Here is an 18,971-nt window from a genome sequence, read left to right as displayed (position 1 = left end):
ATAAGGTTTAATTTTTCAAAATAGAATTGTTTATGAAACTAAAATTAATTTCCTTCTGTACTGTGGCTATGAATAGAATTCACCATATAAAAGAGACCTTGCCAAGGAACATTGAGGATAATATAGATTATCCAAATGTTGAGTTTGTGTTACTTGATTATAATTCTACAGACGGTCTTGAAGATTGGGTTAAAAATAATTTAACAGAATATATCGATAAAGGTATTTTAAATTATTATAAAACTACAGAGCCTGATTTTTTTGATAGAAGCCTTTCAAGAAATATTGCTTTTAAACTTGCTAGTGGTGAAATATTGTGCAACATAGACGCTGATAATTTCACTGGAAAAGGTTTTGCTTTTTATGTTAATGAAGCGTTTAATAAAGATTCTAACATTTTTCTTACTGCTGATACTAAAAGAATTTATTATTTTCTTAGGAATGCATTTGGAAGATATTGTTTGCAGTCAAAAGATTTTTTTAGAGCTGGTGGCTTAAATGAAGAAATGAAAAGTTATGGTTCCGAAACAACAGACTTTTATGAACGATTAATAAATCTAGGTATCAAAGAAAGTATTATTATGGATACCAAATTTTTAGATGCAATTAGTCATGATGATAATGAACGCGTATCAAATGAATATTTTATTAAATCCTTGGAGTCACTATATATTCATTACATTTCATGCGATGAATCAGAATTATTAATACAATTCAGCGACAATAGATTTGAAAAGTGTATTATTTCTACTGATTCAGAAGAACCATTTTTACCTGCTTCTTTAAAAAAATCGTCTTTTGTAAAAGGCTTTTGGGAAACTAATCAGAATCAATTGTTATTGAGACATAACGGTAGGCAGCAAGCTCTGACTAAAAATAAAAAAGTACTAAAAGACTCGAATAATCATATATATTATAAAATTAATGATAATAATTTTTTGATTGAAATCGCAAAAAATTACTCTTTTATCATAAACCAAAGTATCAAGTCAGTTAGTATTTCTAAAGGTATAGGAAAAGTAAACCCAAATGGATTTGGTGTTGGAAATGTAATGCATAACTTTTCTGAAAGCATCGTGTTAACCCCCTAATGAGATAATTAATATTATGTTTAAAAAATTTCCTTCATACCTACAACTTGATGAAATGGATTGCGGTGCTACTTCACTTAAAATAATCTCTAAGTTTTATAATAAAGATATACCAATAGAACATTTAAGAGCATTATGCCATACCAATAGAGAAGGAGTATCAGTACTCGCTATCAATGATGCGGCAGAGGCGATAGGTATGCATACTTTAGTTTCAAAAATTTCCTATAAAATATTAGCAGAAGAAGCACCACTTCCATGTATAATCTATTGGAGAGAAAGGCATTTTTTAGTAGTTTATAAAATAAGAAAAGGAAAAGTCTATATATCAGATCCTGCTTTTGGTTTAACAAGTTATACCGAAGATGAATTTAAAAAGGCTTGGTTTAACACAGAAAATTTTAACGAAGAACAACAAAGTTTTGCGGTTTTTCTTGAGCCTACCCCAGAGTTTTACGAACAAAAAAGTCAATCAGATAGTACGAGACGTAGAATAAGTTTACAATATTATTTTGGTTTCCTTAAACCTTATAAAAAAGAATTTACTCAATTATTTTTAAGCTTATTATTGGGCACTTTATTGCAGGTTTCATTCCCTTTTATTACGCAATCTTTAGTTGATGTGGGTGTGTCTAATAATGATCTTGGCTTTATTTATATTATTCTCTTTGCTCAATTAGTCCTTTTCTTAAGTGTTAAAGCAGGAGATCTTATAAGAGGATGGCTTTCATTATTTGTAATAACAAAAGTAAATGTGGCACTACTTTCTAAATTTTTATCCAAATTAATGAAATTACCGATTTCTTTTTTTGACAAAAAAACTCCAGGAGACATAATGACAAGAATTCATGATCATAGTAGAATTCAATTGTTTCTTACTACCACTATAATACATTTTATATTTACATTATCGAGTATATTAATGTTTGGTTGCATCATGGCTTTCTACAATTTAAACATTTTTTTAATTTATCTTTTAGGAACCATTCTATACTTTGCGTGGATACTTTTATTTATGAAGCGGAGGAAAGAGCTAGATCATAAAAATTTTGATCAACAAATAGAGGTTCAAAACAATACACTTCAAATAGTTTATGGTATTAAAGAAATTAAGCTTCAAAACTGTGAAACCGAAAAAAGATGGGAATGGGAAAAAATACAAGGAAAGTTATTTAATTTAAGTATTAAAGGTTTGGTTTTGAGACAAGTGGAAGATATAGGATCAAGTATTGTTAATGAAACAAAAAACATTTTTCTTACTTTTTATGCTGCTACTTTAGTTATTCATGGCGAAATTACACTTGGAACAATGATATCCATACAGTATATTCTAGGACAATTAAACTGGATGAATCCTGGTATTATTACTTTTTTACACCAAACTCAAGAAGCAAAATTGAGTATCAATCGTTTAGCAGAGATATATAATCATAAAATAGAAGAAGAAACATTAGAGCATACAACCGTTTTTCATAATAAGGAACAAAAAGATATCGTTTTTGACAATGTTTTTTTTCAATATGGCGGAAAACATTCAGCTTATGTATTGAAAGATATAAATTTAGTAATTCCCAAAAATAAAATTACTGCTATTGTTGGATCAAGTGGTAGTGGTAAAACAACGCTACTTAATTTGATATTAAAATCGTATCAACCAGTAAAAGGTCAAATCACTTACGGTGATCATAATATCCAAGGAATCAGTTTTAAAGAATGGAGAGGAAAGTTTGGTTGTGTTACCCAAGATAGTTACATCTTTTCTGATACTATTGCCAAAAATATTACCATAGGAGAAGATAAAATTGATGTTAAAAGATTAAAAAAAGCTACAATAAATGCTAATATAAGAGAATTTATTGAGGAGCTTCCTATAGAATATAATACAAAAATTGGAGAACAAGGAATAGGATTAAGTCAGGGACAAAAGCAACGATTACTATTAGCTAGGGCTATGTATAAGGAGCGTGAAATTTTAATTTTAGATGAAGCTACAAATGCCTTAGATTCAAAAAACGAAAAAGTGATTATTAATAATATTAATGAATTTGCTAAAAATAGAACAGTTGTAGTAGTTGCTCATAGGTTAAGTACTGTAAGAGATGCTGATCAAATTATAGTCTTAGAAAAAGGTGAAATCCTAGAAATTGGGAGTCATCAAGAACTTATTGATAAAAAAGGTGCATATCATAGTTTAATTATTAATCAACTAGAAATTGCTTCATAATTTATGGAAATTGAAGAAAACATACGAAATCAAGAAATTAAAGAAATTCTAAAAAAAACTCCACCAATAATTATTAGAATTGGTACTCTTTTATTTGCGATTACTACTTTAATTATTGTGGGACTTTCTATTTTAGTTGAATATCCTGATACAGTTTCAGGAGAAATTGTATTAACTACTTCAAATCCTCCTGCAAAACTTATTTCTAGAAAATCTGGTAGGATTTATTTTATGAAATCTGAGGGTGATTCCGTTTTTAAAAATGACTTGATTGCATATGTTTCTAACACTGCTGAAATATCAGATATTAATCGATTAAATCAAGTAATATCAAATTTTGAAACGATTCAAAAGAGTTCTATTATTTTATCTTTAGATACTTTAAGTTTACCCGACCTAAGTATAGGAGAATTACAACCTTATTATAGTGATTTTAAAAATAGTTGCGAAGATTTTAAAGTTTTTATTTCGTTAGAGCAAAATATTCAGATGATTAAATCGCTACATTTAGCAAAAAAGATTTTAGAAAAGAAAAGAAATAGTCTTCTATCTAAAGGAAATCATATCAATCAGAAATTAAATAATTATTTAAAAAGGTTAGGAAATGATTCCTTGTTATATAAAAAAGGTGTAATTAGTGAAGTAGACTTAGAGAAGTCATTTGATCGTTATATCAACATATTAAACGAACAAAATCTAACGTATGAAACTAGACTAGAAAATGAAAGTAAGTTATCTGATATTCAATTAAAAATTACTGACATCTCTATTCTAGATAAAGATAAAAAATCTAGAATAATTCATCAAGTTGGTCGTACTTATAAAGAACTGTTAACAAGAACAGAACTTTGGAAAAAATCATACTTAATAATAGCGCCAATTGATGGTGTAGTTTCACTATTTGATTTTTGGAATAATAATCAATTAGTAAAACCTAATGATGAAATAGCAGCTATTGTAACCGAATCAGATGATAAAATTTTTGGGAAGGCAAGAGTATTAGGTAATCGATTTGGTAAAATAGAGGAAGGACAAAAGGTTAAGATTACTTTAAGCAGCTATCCAGCTTCTCAATATGGAATTCTTCATGGTTACATTTCATCTATTTCAAGAATTAATAGGGCTAATTATTTTATGTTAGATGTTCAACTAAACAATGGGCTAATCACTAATTACAAGAAGAAACTCCATTTTCATCAAGAGATGTATGGAGAAGTAGAAATTATCACCGAAGATTTAAATATTCTGCAGAGGGTATTCTACGGAGTAAGATCGTTTTTGAAAAAAAAGAATAAAATTACTTAAGTTCCCCGATATAAATACTAATATTAATTTTTAACACAAATACTTATATGATGAATCAAGAAAAATTGAAAGAAAAAAGTGAAAAAGCTACAAAGAAAAAAAAGGTTTCTTTATCTGAATTTAAGCTTAAAAGCTTTGTTACAGACGTAAAAGTGAAACAGATGCAGTTCATAAAAACTGCAGGAGGATAAACAATTTAAAATTATTCCCCTTTTTTTATTAAATATAACCTATTTATTTTCTTCTGAATGATGAAAAAAAATCCTAAAATATCTTGTGTCTGCGTGACTAAAAGTAGAATTCACCTATTAAAGCGCGCCATAAAATGTTTTAATAATCAAAGCTATTCTAATAAGGAGTTACTTATAGCGTCTATTAATGATAAGGAAACTAATGATTTTGCGCATTCTAATTCTAAATACAAAAGAATAAAATTAGTAGAACAGAAAATCACTAATTCTCACAAGTATATTATTACCTGTAGTTCTAGAGAAGTTTCTCAGTTCTATAATTTGGAAAGTGGAGACGAGGTATATCTTAAAAATGAAAAAGGGGAATATTATGATTCTATCACGGGGTCATTTGTATTATCAGAAACTGAAACATTCATAGTAAATATTGATTTGGATAATTATTATTTACAAACCCGAACGGGTAATTATTTATCTATTTCAAAAGATGGTATTTTTACCAACTCTAGTAATAAAAGTTGTGTTTATCTTTTTCAATCTTTTGATAATCAAATTGTATTATCTGCTACGCCTGTATTAAATGGTGCATATGAGCAATTAGAACAAGAGAATTGGAAAGTAGAGATAATTTCTAATACAGAATCTAATATTACGTTTGTTGATATACAACCACTTAATGAAATTTCTCTTGGAAGTCAAAGGAATTTAACCATAAAGGCTACAACTGGAGACTATATATGTGTATGGGATGATGATGATTGGTATTCACCTAAGAGATTAAAATTTCAAATGGAAGCAATTCAATTTACCAAGAGATTTGCTTGTACATTATCTAATCAAGTGTTGTTTGATGCTAATAGTGATAGGGCTTATTTAACTTTTTCTAGATCTGAAGGTTGTGAAAATACTCTTCTTTGTAAAAAGGAAAAAATGGGTCTATATGATAATTTACCGCGAAAAGAAGATACACCAGTACTCAGAAGATTATGGAAATCTCGTAATTTAACAGTTATTGAAGCACCATACTTATATATTTATAATATTCATAAGTTTAATACTTGCCCTTCCGATCATTTTTTATTTATGATAAGTATTGCTGTTAGATTGGATAATTCAGAACAGGTAATTCATTTACTAAATAATACGTAAACTCAGAATAATTTTATCTTGGAATCTATTCTATTTTTTGAAATAAATTTAGGAAAAGCTTTAAACAACTTTTAGCTAATTATTTTTTTCCAATTCTTAGGTTGTTAATTACTTTAATGATGATTGTTTTGTGGTTTATTTGTATAGGTATAATATACTATGTTCACGTACCACCTAATATTGCCTAATTTTGTTTGTATTTTGAATTTTAGGATAAAGTTTGTTATAAATCCTAATGTAGTTGATGTAATACTTTGAAAAAAATAAAGTTAACCTAAACCTACTGTTTTTAAATAGCACTTAAGTTTGAGTAAGTGAAATTCAAATTTATTAATGAATAATAACAAAGGTACAAGTCTTAGTTCAAACGAATTTCTTCTTCTAACAGTAAATCAGTTATTTTTTTGAGTGTATAAAAAAGGAAAACATTATATATAAATTCATATTGTATTGTTGTCGCTTTATCTAAAATTAATACAACATGTTCTAAAAGATACCAAATTTTATTGGTTCTATCTGAAAAACTATCCTTTATTATAGTCTTTTCATGTGATGAAAACTCTCCATTTTCTTCAATTAATGAAAAATTTGAATTTAATTTTCTGGTTAGAAATAACCACTCATTTAACCATTCTTCTTCAAAAATATCTTCTTCACCTTCTTGAATACTTTTGATTATATATTTACAAAAATCGAATAATTCACCTTTTTGAGAAATGAAATTGTCCTCCATTAATTGGTCAAATTGCTTCTTCCAGTTGGTAAAATCTATTATTTCTTTATTATCGTTGAAGTATTGCTTAGTTCTTTGATAATTAGATTCATAAAAAAAACCAATTTCTTCTAGACTTAATTGCATTGAACACATTAAAGATAAATGTAAAGGAATTGCTTTAATAACAAGTTTTTCTGCCTCCCATTCTTCAAGATTCTCTTGCCGAGAAATTTTTATAATATTTGTAATTTTTGACATTAAGTCCCCAAACTCATCAGCTATACGCTTACCCCCTAAATATGAAAAAGGTAATATTACATGATCTTCATATTCCACAAAAATATTAAAAGTGTTTTTAGAAAATTCCGGAATAGTAGGATCAGTATTAACAGTACTATTAAAAGGTTTGTATAAATTAAAATAAATTTTTATTTTTTTTTCTATTAATGGTTTAATTAAGTTTTCTAAGTCAATCAAAGAAGTTTTAAAAAACAATTGAAGATAATCTCTATGCTTATCGAATTTACCTGCAATATAAAATCTACTTGCCCATTTTTTAGTAAGAATTTCTTCAGATAATCTATCAACAACTTCATTCATTATTCGTTTAGGATCATCAAATAAAATATTAATACAAACCCACCTTTCACTTTCTAATGGATTCAAAGTTTTATTCTCGTTAAAGTCCAGATAATCTCCTTGAATATTCATGTTTATCGCTATTTTTGTTAGTATTAAATTTAAGTAAATTTTACTACAATGAAAACCTTCCCAGCAATTTCTTTTTGTACTGTTTGTATGAATAGACTAGAACATTTAAAAAAAACATTGATTGTTAATATTATATCTAATTTAGATTATAAGAGTTTGGAATTTGTTGTGCTTGATTATAGTTCATCTGATGGACTGCAAGAATGGATAAATCTTGAGATGAAAGAATATTTAGATTCAGGAATTCTAAATTATTACAGAGTAGATGGATTTAAGTATTTCAATAGAAGTCATTCCAGGAATATTATGTTTAAACTAGCCAAAAATGATATTATTTGTAATATAGATGCAGATAATTATATGGGCAAAGGATTTGCTAACTATATTGGTAAAATATTTCTGAATGAGCCAAATTCTCTTATTATCCCAGATGAAAGATTCTCTCATTTTAATAGGGATGTGATAGGGAGGTTTTGCGTACAAAAAAAAGATTTTTTAAAGGTTAGAGGTTACGATGAAACTATGAACGGTTATGGTTTTGAGGATAATGAACTATACTTTAGATTAAAAAAATTAGATAGAGAAATTCATTTTTTATCAAATCCAACTTTTATGGAAGGAATTAAACATGGAGATGAAGAGCGTACAAAAAATGAAGCCTTTACTCATTTGATTGATTCTTTATATATAAATTATATATCTACTGAGAAATCAGAAGTTTTATTATTATTTAATGATGGAGGCTTTTTTAATGGTAATATAGTTCCTAACACGCACCCTACACCAGCGCCTGTTTTTATAGAAGAATTATTATGGAATAAAGGTAGTTGGACAGAAAAAGATGATAGTGTAATTTTGAATTTTTCAAATAATATAGAGAAGGTGTTTTTTAAAAAAGAAAATAGCCTTACAAATAATGAGCATAAATACCATCTTATTTCTGATGCTTTTTTCCTTGAGGCTTTAAATTTAAGTCTGCCAATTATTACTAATCAAGGTATTTTTTTTCATAAAAAAAATATTCAAAGTATTACAAATGCCAGTGGCTTTGGAAAAGCTGCCTATTATCACAAGAATAAAATTTATGAATTAGCATAACTTAAATAATATAAGTGATTAACTAAAAAAAGCTGCCTTAATGCCATTAGTAATTCTTTTGCAAAGGCTACAAACAAAAAAATCCTTACTAAAAAAAGTAAGGATTTTTAATGTGGTGCCTCCAGGAATCGAACCAGGGACACATGGATTTTCAGTCCATTGCTCTACCAACTGAGCTAAGGCACCATTGCTGTTAAGCGGGTGCAAATATAATTTCAATTTTAGGATAAACAAATAAAAAAGTAAAAAACTATTGTCTTTTTTTTAATTTTCGGAAATTAGCAGCATGAACCTAGTCATAGATAGTGGTAATACTTTTGTGAAATTTGCGATTTTCCAAAAAGAAGAGGAAGTGTTTTTTGATCGTATCAAACTTTTAGATTTTTTAGCATCTATAAAAAAGATTTTTGAGAATTTTCCAAATATTACTCATGCAATTGTTTCTTCTGTAGGGGCTTTAAATAAAGATGATATAGAAGCATTAAAACTTCTTTGTACAGTACATTTGCTAAACCATAACTCAAAAATACCGTTTAAGAATCTCTATAAAACACCAAAAACACTAGGAGTAGATCGGATTGCACTAACTACTGCTGCTTTTTATCAAAATAAAAACCGAAACAGTCTGGTTATAGATGCAGGAACTTGTATCACTTTTGATTTTATTAAAGCGGATGGAACCTATTTAGGAGGTGCTATTTCTCCAGGAATTACCATGAGGTATAAGGCTATGCATCAACAGACTTCTAAATTACCATTACTAGAAAAAAACAATACTTTTAATTTGATAGGGAATACTACAGCATCTAGTATGCACAGTGGTGTTGTTAATGGCGTTTGTTTAGAAATTGATGGAGTAATTGAACGATATAAATCGCTTTACAAAGATTTAACAGTTATTTTAACAGGAGGAGATGCTCTATTTTTGTCTAAACGAACAAAAAATACCATATTTGCCAATCCAAAATTTCTCTTAGAGGGTTTAAACCACTTGTTAGAATACAATAAAAACTAAATGGTCAAAAAAATTGGTATTGTTTTAATATGTTTCTTGTGTTGGAACATAAATGCCCAAAATGGAACAGCTTCTCCTTATTCCTTTTTTGGCTTAGGTGATGTAAGAGCCTTAGGTTCTGTAGAAAATCTATCAATGGGTGGGGTTAGTATATATGGGGATAGTATCCATATCAATTTAAGAAATCCAGCTGCATACAGTAGACTAAAACTAACAACATATACTGCAGGAATTTCCCAAGAAAGGTTTAATTTACGTAGTGCTTCTTCAAGTGAGCAAACTTCAGTTACTAATTTAGATTATATTGCAATAGGCGTTCCATTAGGAAATAAATTTGGAATGGGCTTTGGTTTAATGCCGTATTCATCCGTAGGTTATAATTTAGAGTCATCTTCTACTAATGGGGATACTGTAATCGATAATGTTTTTAGTGGAGATGGCGGTTTAAATAGGGTATATTTCTCTTTAGGTTATGAGCTGCTAAAAAATGTATCTATAGGGGCTACAATTAACTACAACTTTGGAACAATAAATACAAGAGCAATACAAAATACAGCTGGCTTACAATTTGGAAGTTTAGACAGAAGAGAAGCTAGAATAAATGGTTATGACTTTAATTATTCATTAAATTATACCCCTAAAATTACAAAGAAACACACCTTGTATACTTCTTTGGCTTTTGATACTCAGTTAAATTTAGTATCAAAAAACAGCCAATCCGTAGGTTCCTTCTCTTCCGTTAATGGGGTAGAAATAGAAGTAATACCTATTGATTTGGCGCTACAAGGCTTGAATGCAACAGAAATTAGAGTGCCAACCACCACCACAATAGGTTTGGGTTTTGGTAAAGAAAAAAAATGGTTTGTAGGTTCAGAGTATAGTTTTCAGGCTTTGAATGATTTTAGAAATGATTTTTTCCAAGTTGCTAATTTAAGATATCAAAACGCATCTTCATTTGCGCTTGGAGGTTTTTTTATTCCTGAATACAACTCATTTACAAGTTACTTAAAAAGAGTGGTTTATAGAGCCGGGGTACGTTATGAAAATACTGGAATGATTGTTAATGACCAACAAATAAATGATTTTGGCATAACTTTTGGAACAGGATTACCATTAGGCGGAAGTTTTTCTAACCTTAATCTAGGTTTTGAAGTAGGAAGGAGAGGAACAATTGATGCCGGATTAATTGAAGAAAATTATTTTAAAATAAATGTTGGACTATCTTTAAATGATAAGTGGTTCCAAAAAAGAAGAATTAATTAACCATTAAATATTTTTATTATGAAATTGAAACTTTACTTCGCCGCTTTTGCACTTATCGGATTTTTTGGAGTAAGTAATGCGCAAGATAATGCAGAATGTGCTACTAATTTATCCATATATTACGAAGCTGCTAAAGTTAAAAATTATGATTTAGCCTATGAGCCTTGGACAAAAGTATATGACAGCTGCCCTGGTTTAAATGTGGCTAACTTTGTGTATGGCGAAAGAATATTAAAGCATAAAATTAAAAAGGCCGCTGGTGCAGAAAAAGAAACTTTAATAAGAACTTTATTTGTCTTATTTGAAAATAGCAATAAATATTTTCCTAAGAAATACCCATTAGCTAAAACCATCATAAGCAAAGCATTGTTTATGTATGACAATAAAATGGGCACTAAAGAAGAAATTTATATGCTTTTAGATAAAGCTTTTACTGAAGATAGGGCTAATTTTAGTAACTCTAAAGCATTGTATTTATACTTCTCTAATTTAGTAGATTTACACAAAGCAGGAAAAAAAGATTTGCAAGCTGTATTTGATAAATATGATGATGTAAATGAACAAATAGAAGTTCAAAATAAAAAATTAACAGATAAGATCGTAGTGTTGTTACCAAAAGACTCTTTAGGTACCATAACAAGCAAAGAGGCTAAACGATTAAAAGCTTACACTAAAAATTCTGAAAACTACGGTAATATTGGGGCAAGTATAGATGCAAAATTAGGAGATTTAGCAAACTGCGAAAACTTAATACCTTTATATCAGAAGAGTTTTGAAAGTAAAAAAAATGACGTTGTTTGGGTAAAAAGAGCAGTAGGTAGAATGTATAGTAAAGAATGTACAGATGACCCAATGTTTACCAAATTGGTTGAAGCGCAATTAGCGTTAGATCCTTCAGCAGATTTATATGTTTATTTAGGTTTACTTAAAATTAAAAAGAACGATAGTAAAGGTGCTATAGCAGATTTTAATAAGGCAAGTGAATTAGAAACAGATGCTGAAAAAAGATCTAAAATATTTTATAGAGTTGCGCAGATTTATAGAAAGCGAAGCAAATCAACAGCAAGAAACTATGCTAATAAAGCTATAAAAGCAAATCCATCTAATGGCAAAGCATATTTGTTAATAGCAGGTTTATATGCTAGTAGTGCAAACCAGTGTGGTGAAACTGCTTTTGATAAAAGAGCAATGTACTGGTATGCTGCTGACATTGCCAGAAAAGCAGCAAGAGTAGATCCATCATTAAAGAAAAGAGCAGGGCAAAATATTGCAAGTTATATGGCTAAAGCGCCAACTAAAGAAATGATCTTTAGTGCTGCAATGGCGGGGAAAAGAGTTACCTTTAAGTGTTGGGTAGGAGGAAGCGTAAAAGTTCCTAGTTTAAAATGAAACAATTATTTGTAAATAATTTTAAAGGCATTGCTGTAACATTAGTTATGGCAATGTTTTTTTTTGCTTGTGCAGATAATTACAAAAGAGTAGGCGAAGAGGCTAAGAAAACAATCTTTCCTCAAGGTGTTGCAGAAAACTTTGTGCTAACCTATACAGAATCTAAAAAAATATTATCAACCCAAGAATTAGGAGCCTCTGATAAGGTAGCAGTACTGAATGGAAAAATATGTGAAGATTATGATAACCTTTCTTTTCCACATAAGATATTTCCAAAAGGCTTAGAATTAACTTTTTATGATAGTGAGGGTAAAAAAACTCTTATTATTGCAGATTATGGCACTATATATTCTGGAACAGGGATTATTAATTTAGAAGGAAACGTACGTATTACCACTGAAGATGGTAAAACTTTAGAAACCGAACAATTGTATTGGGATGAGATAAATGAATGGATTTTTACCCAAGAAAAATTTAAATTTTCTAATCCAGAAGAAGGGACTTTAATTTATGGCGAAGGCATGGATTTTAATCAAGATTTTACTATATTAAAAGCCCACAAAACAGGAGATGGTTATAAAATTGTTAAAGACAACGAAGTAGATGGTTAAAATATTAAGATACACAGAATATTTATATGTGTTTGTAGCACTATTTTCAATATACAGAATTTATACAGATTGGAATATAGACCGGACTATGGCATATCTTTTTATATTTTTCGCTGTAATTTCAACTGGCATGTTTTTATTTAGGAGGAGTTACAGAAAAAAGTTTGAAGCACGTCAACAAAATAATCAAGAATAGCTTTGGAGGCATATGCTATTGTAGTTATTGTATGTTCCTTACTATTATCTGCTTTTTTTTCAGGTATGGAAATCGCATTTATTTCTGCCAATAAAATTCATATAGAAATCGAAAAAAAACAAGAAGGATTCTTAGCTAATATTCTAGCCAAACTCACAGAAAAACCCTCTAAATTTATTGCCACGATGCTTATTGGAAACAATATAGCGTTGGTAGTTTATGGCATTTATATGGGCGATTTATTAATGCATTGGTTTACGCTATGGATAGCATCAACTACAAATAATTTTTTTAGCCTCCTTATTACAGATTTTAGTCTGTTTACCCAAACCGTAATTTCAACATTGGTGATTTTACTTACAGCAGAGTTTTTACCTAAAGTACTTTTTCAAATATATTCTAATACCCTTTTAAAAATCTTGGCCCTACCGGCTTATATTTTTTACTTGCTTTTTTCAATAATATCAGAATTTATAATACGGATATCCGATGCTATTTTAAAAAGGTTTTTTAAAACAGACGGAGATCATGTACAGCTGGCTTTTAGTAAAATAGAATTAGGTGACTATATTACGGAGCAGATGGAAACAGTAGAAAAAGAAGACGAGGTAGATTCTGAAATACAAATTTTTCAGAATGCATTAGAGTTTACTGCGGTAAAAGCTAGAGAGGTAATGGTGCCAAGAACAGAAATTGAAGCAGTAGAATTGCATGAAACTCCAAAAAATCTAACAAAAATATTTACAGAGACTGGGTATTCAAAAATCTTGATTTATAAAGATACCATTGATAATATTATAGGCTATGTACATTCGTACGAATTATTTAAAAAGCCAAAAACTATAAAAAGCATGTTGATGCCTGTAGAATTTGTGCCAGAAACAATGCTTATAAGTGATATTTTAAGTTTGCTTACCAAAAGGAGAAAAAGCATAGCAGTAGTTTTAGATGAGTACGGAGGTACTTCTGGTATTATGACAGTAGAAGATATTGTAGAAGAGCTTTTTGGAGAAATAGAAGATGAGCATGATACTACAGATTTGTATGAAGAACAAACAGGAGCCTCCAGTTTTAAATTTTCAGCTAGATTAGAAGTAGATTATGTGAACGAAAATTATAAATTAGAACTTCCTAAAAGTGAAGAATATGAAACCTTAGGAGGGTTAATTGTAAACGAAACTGGGGAAATTCCTGAGCAAAATATAGAAATACAAATAGAAAATTTCCGTTTTACTATTTTAGAAGTTTCTAATACCAAAATAGATTTAGTTTCTCTTGAAGTTATTGAGAAAGAATAAAGGTTTAAAAACATTAAAAATAATACCTTATGTTCTGCTTAGGACTTAAGGAATTGTTAAAGCCTAAAAACAAACCCTTTTTTTTAAATTTTGCGTTTAGTATTTCAAAGAAAAATGGTATTTTCGTCGGCTGACACAAAATAGTTAATACAATGGCAATTTTAGATAAGATTAGAAAGCAAACTACCATTTTAATATTAATAATTGGTTTAGCATTATTTGCATTTGTAATCTCAGGAATATTTAGCGCAAATAGCTTTTCAGGATCAAAAGTAGGTAATGCCGTAGCTGAAATAAATGGTGTAGAAATTCCAATAGATCAGTTTAGGGAAAAAGTAGAATTAGCTAAAAGAAGTTATGGCCCTAATGCTACTTCAATGCAAGTAGTTAACAATGTATGGAATGTAGAATTAAGAAATACAATTTTAGAAGAGCAATTTAATGAGCTGGGAATTAATGTAGAAGCAGATCAAATTATCGATTTTTTAAAATCTAATCCAGGCTATTCGCAATCTCCACAATTTCAAGGAGAAAATGGTCAATTTGACGAGAATAAATTTAGGTCTTATGTACAAGAATTAAAAGATAGTCCTAATAAAGAAGTTTTTCAACAATGGATTGAGCAAGAAAAGTCTATTATGCTTTCGGCAAAAGAGCAGATTTACTATAATTTAATTAAGTCTGGTGTTGGCGCTACAGTAAAAGAAGGCGAGTTAGACTATAAATTTGCTAATGATAAAGTAGACATTAAATACGTAAGAGTTCCATATACATCTATTCAAGATTCATCTATTACAGTTTCTAAAAGTGAAATAGAAAATTACATTAAAAAACATAAAGAAGATTTTAAGCAAGAAGAAAGTAGAGACATTCAGTTTGTATTTTTTGAAGAAACCCCTTCTTTAGAAGATGAAAATCTGGCAGAAAAAGGAATAACAGAATCTATTGAAGCTTTTAAAACTACTGAAGACATGTTAACGTTTTTAGAAGCTTCAAGTATTTCTGATACAAGATATGATACAATTTACAAAGCTAAATCTGCATTATCAGCTAAGTTTAGAGACACTTTGGTTACACTAGCAGTGGGAGAAATTTATGGACCATATAGAGATGGAGAAACATTTAAAGTGTCTAGAATGATGGATGTTAAAAAAGGCGGTAACGTAAAAACAAGCCATATTTTAATCACATACAAAGGTTCACAAACGGCTAAGCCAGAAATTACAAGAACCAAGGAAGAGGCAGAAAAACTAGCAAATGAAATTTTGGTAAAAGCCAAAAAGGAAGATGCCGATTTTGCACAGTTAGCAAGAGATAATTCAGAAGGTCCATCTGGGCCAAGAGGTGGTGATTTAGGTTTCAACCAAAGAGGAAGAATGGTTAGTGCTTTTGATGATTTTTCTTTCGAAAATGAAACAGGTACTTTAGGTGTTGTTGAAACAGATTTTGGATTTCATGTTATTTCAATAGATGACAAGCAAGATTTATATCAAATTGCTGATATGACCAGAGAAGTAATTGCATCAGAAAAAACTACAGATAAACTATTTCAAGATGCAACTGTTTTTGAACAAGCTGTTTTTGCTGATAAGAGTAAGTTTTTAGAAATAGCGAAAGAAAAAAATTACGAAGTAAAGCCTGTAAACAAAATAAAAGCTATGGACGAAAATTTACCTGGCTTAGATACCCAACGTAATATTGTACAATGGGCATTTAATGAAGAAACAGAAATAGCTGCTATAAAACGTTTTGATACGGCTACAGGTTATGCTATTGTGCAATTAACAAAAAAGTATAAAGAAGGTGTAATGTCTTCAGAAGATGCATCTGCTAGGGTATTGCCTATCATAAGAAAAGAGAAAAAAGCAGCTCAGATTATACAAAATAACCAAGGCAAATCTTTTGACGCTTTTGCAAAAGATAATAACGTGTCAATGTCTACAGCTACGGCATTAACTATAAAATCACCAACTATTCCTGGAGCAGGAAAAGAAGGTTTAGTTGTTGGTACTGCACATGCCTTAGAAAATGGTGCTACCTCTGGTTTATTAGAAGGTGAGACAGGTGTTTTTATGATAACAGTTACTAATAAAACAGCTGCAACGAAGTTAGACAACTATAGTACCTACGCAAATACTATTAAAACTACTAACGAAACAAGAGTAAATTCTACTGTTTATAATGCTTTAAAAGAAGCTGCTGAAATAGAAGACAATAGAAAAGTGTTTTTCTAAATAAGATAAAGATATTGAGTATAAAAAAGACTTCTATTTTGGAAGTCTTTTTTTATACATTCTTTTGTAAAGAAAAGCTCTTACAATACCATTTCTGTATAGGGTAGAATAGTATGATAGCCTTTTTCTTTGAAGTACGCTATTGTATTTTTATCCCCCACAGCCATAATAAAATCACCACCCCAAGCACCAAGACTCTTAATAGCACCATTGTAATCAGAAAAAAAAATGCTTTTCACGGTGGGGAGTTGTATTATTTTAGAAACAAGTTGCTCATGTTGTTTAATAAGCTCTTTAAAGCTATTTACGCTAGTGCAAGTACTCATTTCTGTAGTGAGTTTTGAGATCTCATCTATAAACAATTGTTTGTTAAATTTCCCTTTTCTATAATGTGCAATACCCTCTCTACTATTTTGCTTTTTATTTAAATGGATAAAATAAATGTCATCTTTAAAACTCGGATTAAAAGGAATAGGTATAGTAGTTGGTTTATTTTTTATTAACTGATATGTAATAGGAGTATCATTTGCTGCACAAGCAATATCATAGCCACTTCCAGAAAAACTGTTCCATAGTAATTGATACGGATCTACTTTTGCCCATTGTGCTATATTGTTTATTAAGGTAGAAGATGAACCTAAGCCCCAATTTCTGGGAAAATCTAATCGGGTTTCAATAGCATAACCCTTAAATTCAGTTAAAAAAATAGGGTTCAATTTTTTAGTTTCTTGTAGAATTTTAGATAGCGTATTAGAAATTGTTAGCGTGTTGCCATCAGTTTCAATAGGCTCAAGTGTCCTAGTATTAAAATCTGCTTGAAACCAGACCTTGCCTTTTTCGTCTATACTTTTCCATTTTAATAACCGTTTGTCAATTGTAGAAAAAAGTAAGGACTGTCCAAGTTTTGTTGGGACCGCTAAACTCAATGCGCCATCTAAAACAGCATATTCTCCCGTTAATAATAGTTTGCCATTACTGTAGAATTTTTGACTCATGAAACTCGTAATTTTTCAAAAGCTTCAACTACTGCACTATGTGTTACTGTATTTACTTTAAAATGGTTGATCAAAGTCTTTTTTTCAATAGGAGTTGCACCCAATTGATTTAATATATTCATCAAATGCATTTTCATATGCCCTTGTTGAATGCCAGTAGTGACTAAAGATCGTATAGCCGCAAAATTTTGGGCCAAACCTGCAACAGCTACAATTTGCATTAATTCTTTTGCAGATGGTTTTTGTAATATTTGCAGGGCTACTTTAACCATAGGGTGTAAATTAGTTAATCCACCGATGGTTCCTAAAGCCAAAGGAATTTCGATCCAGAATTTAAAAATACCATCAGATATTGTTGCATGCGTAAGACTGGTATAGCTTCCATCTTTAGCAGCATAAGCATGTACACCAGCTTCAATAGCTCTAAAATCATTTCCTGTAGCAAGTATAACAGCATCTACACCATTCATAATGCCTTTATTATGTGTTACAGCCCTGTAAGGTTCAGCTTTAGCTATAGCAACGGCTTGGATCATTTTTTGTGCAAATTCATCAGAGGAAATATCTAAATTATCCTTTAAATCAGCTACAGGGCAGCTTACTTCTGCTTTTACCAAACAATTAGGAACATAATTGCTAAGAATACTCATAATAATTGATACCTGTTCATCATCAGAAGAAAGTAAATCAGAATTTTGAGCTTCTCTTTCTAAAGTTTGTGCAAACTGCTCTAAACAAGAATTTATAAAATTTGCACCCATAGCGTCTAAGGTTTCAAAAGTGCAATGCAATTGGTAATAATCTGCTAATTGAGTAGTTTTATTTCGTAAAGTAATGTTTGTAATTCCCCCACCTCTCTTTTCCATATTTTTGGTAAGAGGAGCAGCATCAGATTTAAGAATAGGTAAAATACTTTTAAAAAAAACTTCTAATTTCTCTGGCGTTCCTTTATAGATAAAATGTACTTGACCTACTTTTTCTGTGCCTAGAATTGTAGTTTTAAATCCGCCTCGCTTTAACCAAAATTTAGCCGATTTACTTGCGGCAGCAACTACAGAACTTTCTTCAATAGCCATAGGAATGGCATATAAGGTATCGTTTATTAAAAAATTAGGTGCCACACCTAGTGGTAAGTAGTAATTAGAAATGGTATTTTCTATAAATTCATCATGTAATTGTTGCAGTTGCGAATCAGTGTTCCAATATTGTTTTAAAGTCTGGGTAGTTTCTTCTGAATTATCAGTATAATTTTCTGTAATCCATTTTATTTTTTGTTCTTTGGTAAGTTTTGAAAATCCTTCAATAAGCTTAATCATTGGTAATGCTTTTCTGGTGATAAAGATAAGGAATGTTGAAATAAGAAGATTTCAATCAATATTCTAAAATTAAAGTTAAATATGAACAGAAAATGATAACAATAAGTCGTGTTTTTGTGTAAATAATTAGCTTTTCTTTAACTTACCCAAAAAATTATTAGTAATCTTGA

General features: G+C 29.7%; 15 protein-coding genes and 1 tRNA gene. 12 read left to right on the top strand and 4 right to left on the bottom strand.

Going from position 1 to position 18,971, the window contains the following annotated elements:
• Positions 1 to 32: 32 nt before the first annotated feature.
• The 5 genes from ACZ451_RS02060 to ACZ451_RS02040 are packed head-to-tail and all read left to right on the top strand — an operon-like array spanning position 33 to position 5,960.
• On the top strand, positions 33 to 1,091 hold the full coding sequence (locus ACZ451_RS02060) for a glycosyltransferase family A protein (protein ID WP_464215422.1): 1,059 nt from the start codon (positions 33 to 35) through the stop codon (positions 1,089 to 1,091).
• Between the two features lie 16 nt (positions 1,092 to 1,107).
• Positions 1,108 to 3,315 (top strand): peptidase domain-containing ABC transporter, encoded by a 2,208-nt coding sequence (locus ACZ451_RS02055; protein ID WP_464215421.1) that lies wholly within the window; start codon positions 1,108 to 1,110, stop codon positions 3,313 to 3,315.
• Positions 3,316 to 3,318: 3 nt separating this feature from the next.
• A complete protein-coding gene (locus ACZ451_RS02050; RefSeq protein ID WP_464215420.1) occupies positions 3,319 to 4,620 on the top strand; it encodes a hypothetical protein in 1,302 nt (433 codons plus the stop codon).
• A 50-nt stretch (positions 4,621 to 4,670) separates the two neighbouring features.
• Entirely contained in the window at positions 4,671 to 4,811 is a 141-nt protein-coding gene (locus ACZ451_RS02045) for a pinensin family lanthipeptide (protein ID WP_464215419.1), read from the top strand.
• A 57-nt stretch (positions 4,812 to 4,868) separates the two neighbouring features.
• The gene (locus ACZ451_RS02040; protein ID WP_464215418.1) at positions 4,869 to 5,960 is read left to right on the top strand and encodes a glycosyltransferase; all 1,092 of its coding nucleotides are present in this window, start codon (positions 4,869 to 4,871) and stop codon (positions 5,958 to 5,960) included.
• A gap of 358 nt (positions 5,961 to 6,318) precedes the next feature.
• Here ACZ451_RS02040 and ACZ451_RS02035 read toward each other — a convergent pair whose 3' ends face one another.
• Positions 6,319 to 7,386, bottom strand: a complete 1,068-nt coding sequence (locus ACZ451_RS02035) for a hypothetical protein (RefSeq protein ID WP_464215416.1) — start codon at positions 7,384 to 7,386, stop codon at positions 6,319 to 6,321.
• Positions 7,387 to 7,434: 48 nt separating this feature from the next.
• Here ACZ451_RS02035 and ACZ451_RS02030 point away from each other — a divergent pair, with 48 nt between their 5' ends.
• Positions 7,435 to 8,484 (top strand): glycosyltransferase family 2 protein, encoded by a 1,050-nt coding sequence (locus ACZ451_RS02030; protein WP_464215415.1) that lies wholly within the window; start codon positions 7,435 to 7,437, stop codon positions 8,482 to 8,484.
• Positions 8,485 to 8,597: 113 nt separating this feature from the next.
• Here the strand turns inward: ACZ451_RS02030 and ACZ451_RS02025 are convergent.
• A tRNA-Phe gene (locus ACZ451_RS02025) sits at positions 8,598 to 8,670 on the bottom strand.
• A gap of 100 nt (positions 8,671 to 8,770) precedes the next feature.
• On the opposite strand from ACZ451_RS02025, the gene ACZ451_RS02020 reads away from it, so the two are divergent.
• From ACZ451_RS02020 to ACZ451_RS01995, 6 genes are all read left to right on the top strand, one after another.
• A complete protein-coding gene (locus ACZ451_RS02020) occupies positions 8,771 to 9,499 on the top strand; it encodes a type III pantothenate kinase (RefSeq protein WP_464215414.1) in 729 nt (242 codons plus the stop codon).
• Entirely contained in the window at positions 9,500 to 10,762 is a 1,263-nt protein-coding gene (locus ACZ451_RS02015) for a hypothetical protein (RefSeq protein WP_464215413.1), read from the top strand.
• A gap of 18 nt (positions 10,763 to 10,780) precedes the next feature.
• Positions 10,781 to 12,151, top strand: coding sequence for a tetratricopeptide repeat protein (locus ACZ451_RS02010; RefSeq protein WP_464215412.1), 1,371 nt, complete (start codon positions 10,781 to 10,783; stop codon positions 12,149 to 12,151).
• On the top strand, positions 12,148 to 12,762 hold the full coding sequence (lptC, locus tag ACZ451_RS02005; RefSeq protein ID WP_464215411.1) for an LPS export ABC transporter periplasmic protein LptC: 615 nt from the start codon (positions 12,148 to 12,150) through the stop codon (positions 12,760 to 12,762). The genes ACZ451_RS02010 and lptC overlap by 4 nt, the downstream gene beginning before the upstream one ends.
• Positions 12,763 to 12,960: 198 nt before the next feature.
• Positions 12,961 to 14,256, top strand: a complete 1,296-nt coding sequence (locus ACZ451_RS02000) for a hemolysin family protein (protein WP_464215410.1) — start codon at positions 12,961 to 12,963, stop codon at positions 14,254 to 14,256.
• A 152-nt stretch (positions 14,257 to 14,408) separates the two neighbouring features.
• The gene (locus ACZ451_RS01995; RefSeq protein WP_464215409.1) at positions 14,409 to 16,490 is read left to right on the top strand and encodes a peptidylprolyl isomerase; all 2,082 of its coding nucleotides are present in this window, start codon (positions 14,409 to 14,411) and stop codon (positions 16,488 to 16,490) included.
• 80 nt (positions 16,491 to 16,570) lie between these two features.
• Here the strand turns inward: ACZ451_RS01995 and ACZ451_RS01990 are convergent, their stop codons facing one another.
• A complete protein-coding gene (locus ACZ451_RS01990) occupies positions 16,571 to 17,485 on the bottom strand; it encodes a GYDIA family GHMP kinase (RefSeq protein ID WP_464215408.1) in 915 nt (304 codons plus the stop codon).
• Positions 17,482 to 18,801, bottom strand: coding sequence for a hydroxymethylglutaryl-CoA reductase, degradative (locus ACZ451_RS01985; protein WP_464215407.1), 1,320 nt, complete (start codon positions 18,799 to 18,801; stop codon positions 17,482 to 17,484). The genes ACZ451_RS01990 and ACZ451_RS01985 overlap by 4 nt, the downstream gene beginning before the upstream one ends.
• Between the last annotated feature and the right edge of the window lie 170 nt (positions 18,802 to 18,971).

The organism is Allocellulophaga tsushimaensis (assembly GCF_055383085.1).
This window is presented reverse-complemented; position numbering and strand designations above follow the sequence as displayed.

Bases quoted from the DNA above. Each gene is read 5' to 3' on its own strand.
- ACZ451_RS02060 (WP_464215422.1), top strand. From the start codon at position 33: ATGAAACTAAAATTAATTTCCTTCTGTACTGTGGCTATGAATAGAATT.
- ACZ451_RS02055 (WP_464215421.1), top strand. From the start codon at position 1,108: ATGTTTAAAAAATTTCCTTCATACCTACAACTTGATGAAATGGATTGC.
- ACZ451_RS02050 (WP_464215420.1), top strand. From the start codon at position 3,319: ATGGAAATTGAAGAAAACATACGAAATCAAGAAATTAAAGAAATTCTA.
- ACZ451_RS02045 (WP_464215419.1), top strand. From the start codon at position 4,671: ATGAATCAAGAAAAATTGAAAGAAAAAAGTGAAAAAGCTACAAAGAAA.
- ACZ451_RS02040 (WP_464215418.1), top strand. From the start codon at position 4,869: ATGATGAAAAAAAATCCTAAAATATCTTGTGTCTGCGTGACTAAAAGT.
- ACZ451_RS02035 (WP_464215416.1), bottom strand. From the start codon at position 7,386: ATGAATATTCAAGGAGATTATCTGGACTTTAACGAGAATAAAACTTTG.
- ACZ451_RS02030 (WP_464215415.1), top strand. From the start codon at position 7,435: ATGAAAACCTTCCCAGCAATTTCTTTTTGTACTGTTTGTATGAATAGA.
- ACZ451_RS02020 (WP_464215414.1), top strand. From the start codon at position 8,771: ATGAACCTAGTCATAGATAGTGGTAATACTTTTGTGAAATTTGCGATT.
- ACZ451_RS02015 (WP_464215413.1), top strand. From the start codon at position 9,500: ATGGTCAAAAAAATTGGTATTGTTTTAATATGTTTCTTGTGTTGGAAC.
- ACZ451_RS02010 (WP_464215412.1), top strand. From the start codon at position 10,781: ATGAAATTGAAACTTTACTTCGCCGCTTTTGCACTTATCGGATTTTTT.
- lptC (WP_464215411.1), top strand. From the start codon at position 12,148: ATGAAACAATTATTTGTAAATAATTTTAAAGGCATTGCTGTAACATTA.
- ACZ451_RS01995 (WP_464215409.1), top strand. From the start codon at position 14,409: ATGGCAATTTTAGATAAGATTAGAAAGCAAACTACCATTTTAATATTA.
- ACZ451_RS01990 (WP_464215408.1), bottom strand. From the start codon at position 17,485: ATGAGTCAAAAATTCTACAGTAATGGCAAACTATTATTAACGGGAGAA.
- ACZ451_RS01985 (WP_464215407.1), bottom strand. From the start codon at position 18,801: ATGATTAAGCTTATTGAAGGATTTTCAAAACTTACCAAAGAACAAAAA.